General features: G+C 46.0%; 2 protein-coding genes. Both read left to right on the forward strand.

Going from position 1 to position 1773, the window contains the following annotated elements:
* Window positions 1–122 (forward strand): V-type ATP synthase subunit D (locus JF818_RS14290; protein ID WP_304945018.1); only part of this gene is annotated, 122 nt, incomplete at its 5' end.
* 1 nt (window position 123) lies between these two features.
* Window positions 124–1773 (forward strand): ATPase (locus JF818_RS14295; protein ID WP_198892650.1); only part of this gene is annotated, 1650 nt, incomplete at its 3' end.

The raw sequence follows: 1773 nt of genomic DNA on the forward strand, positions 1-1773 counted from the left end.
AGGTGAAGATACCTGAGGCAAAGGATAATATCCGTCGTATTGCCATTTACCTGGGTGACCAGCAGACTGCTGCTGTAGTCCGTGGTAAGATCGCCAAGAAAAAGCTGATGCAGGGGGCATGAGATGATTGTACCAATGAAAAAGGCCTACATCGTCGTTCAGGCACATAATGGCCGTACCATGCTCAGGGATCTCAGAAAAGGTGGTCTGCTCCATATAACCAGTGAACAGGTCCAGAGTCAAAAGATAGAACAACTCCAAAAGCGTTATGACCAAATATACAGCTTACGGAATGTCATTCTTGATCTGCAAGACAAAAAGCATATGCCTTCCCAGAGTGAAGTCTCTGATGAAGTGTTTTATGAGCTTCTTGAACGCTATCAAGGACTATTGGAGACAAGAGATGACCTCGTAGAGGAAATCAAGGCTGACTCAGGTCAGATTGAGGAGCTGAAGGAGTGGGGCGATTTCGACCCAGAGGAAGTAAGGCAATTATCCCATGAGGGGATTAAATTGTTTTTCTATACCCTTTCCAAGAAGGACCTGAAGAACCTGGATCCCTCTATCCAATATATTGAGCTCTCTCCTGTTGCCGGACAGATGGCCATTGCAACTGTAGGGGAAGCACTCGACTCATCCGTTCCAGCCAAACCCTTTACCATGAGTGAACATGGTCTTGGGTTTTTACAGAACAGAAAAGCTTCTGATGAGAGTCGCCTGAAGGATGTAGTCAAAGCTCTCAAGGAGGCAGGTACTTATCTTGATGCTTTTTCATTCCAATTGAAGAAGCTGGAGATGGCAATGCGCTTTGAGGAGGTTGGGGAACAACTTGAAGGGGGAGAGGACCTGGTCTGGCTTTCGGGCTATCTTCCAGAAACCAAGGCAGATGACTTTATATCCCTTGCCAAGGATAAGGGTTGGGCTTATCAGTTGGATGAAGCCACCGAAGAAGATACTCCACCAACCTTGATCAAGTATCCAAAGGGAGTGGGAATCATCAAGCCAGTGTTTGATATTCTTGGCACTGTTCCTGGTTATCGTGAGAATGATGTCAGTACCTGGTTCCTGTTGTTCTTTACCTTGTTCTTTGCGATGATCATCGGGGATGCAGGTTATGGCATTATCTTCATGGCGACTGCTGTTCTTTTACACGCAAAAGCCAAGCAAGCGAATACCATGGTCATGTTGCTCTATGTGCTGAGTATTGCAACAATTGTGTGGGGGTCCTTGACGGGTACCTGGTTTGGCTCCAAGGAAATACTTCTGGCAGTTCCATTCCTTCAGACCCTGGTCATTCCATCCATATCAAACTATCCTGAACTTTTTGGTTTGACTGCCAGTACCGCTCAAAATACAGTCATGAAGTTCTGCTTCATCATTGGAACGGTCCAACTGAGCTTGGCTTGCATTCTCAATGTAATCCACAAGATTCCCAAGAAGGACCTGAGCTTTGTTGCCGATATCGGATGGTTGATGGATATTCTGGCCCTCTATTTTGTGGTATTGCAATTGGTCATCGGTGAGCCTGCAAATATGATGTATGTTGCTTCTGTAGTAGGGGCAGGGTTTCTGTTGGTGGTTGTCTTTGGATCACAAGGCCCCGGGATCAAGTTTGGGAAAGGCCTTGCCAGTGGATTGGGTGGTTTTTTCACCACCTTCCTCAATACAATCAGCGCATTCTCAAATATCATGAGTTATATTCGTTTGTTTGCTGTAGGAATGGCTTCTGTTGCCATTGCACAGAGTTTCAACAGTATGGCAGGTGGAATGCTC

This window comes from Sphaerochaeta sp. S2 (assembly GCF_016406725.1).
Lineage (GTDB): Bacteria > Spirochaetota > Spirochaetia > Sphaerochaetales > Sphaerochaetaceae > Sphaerochaeta.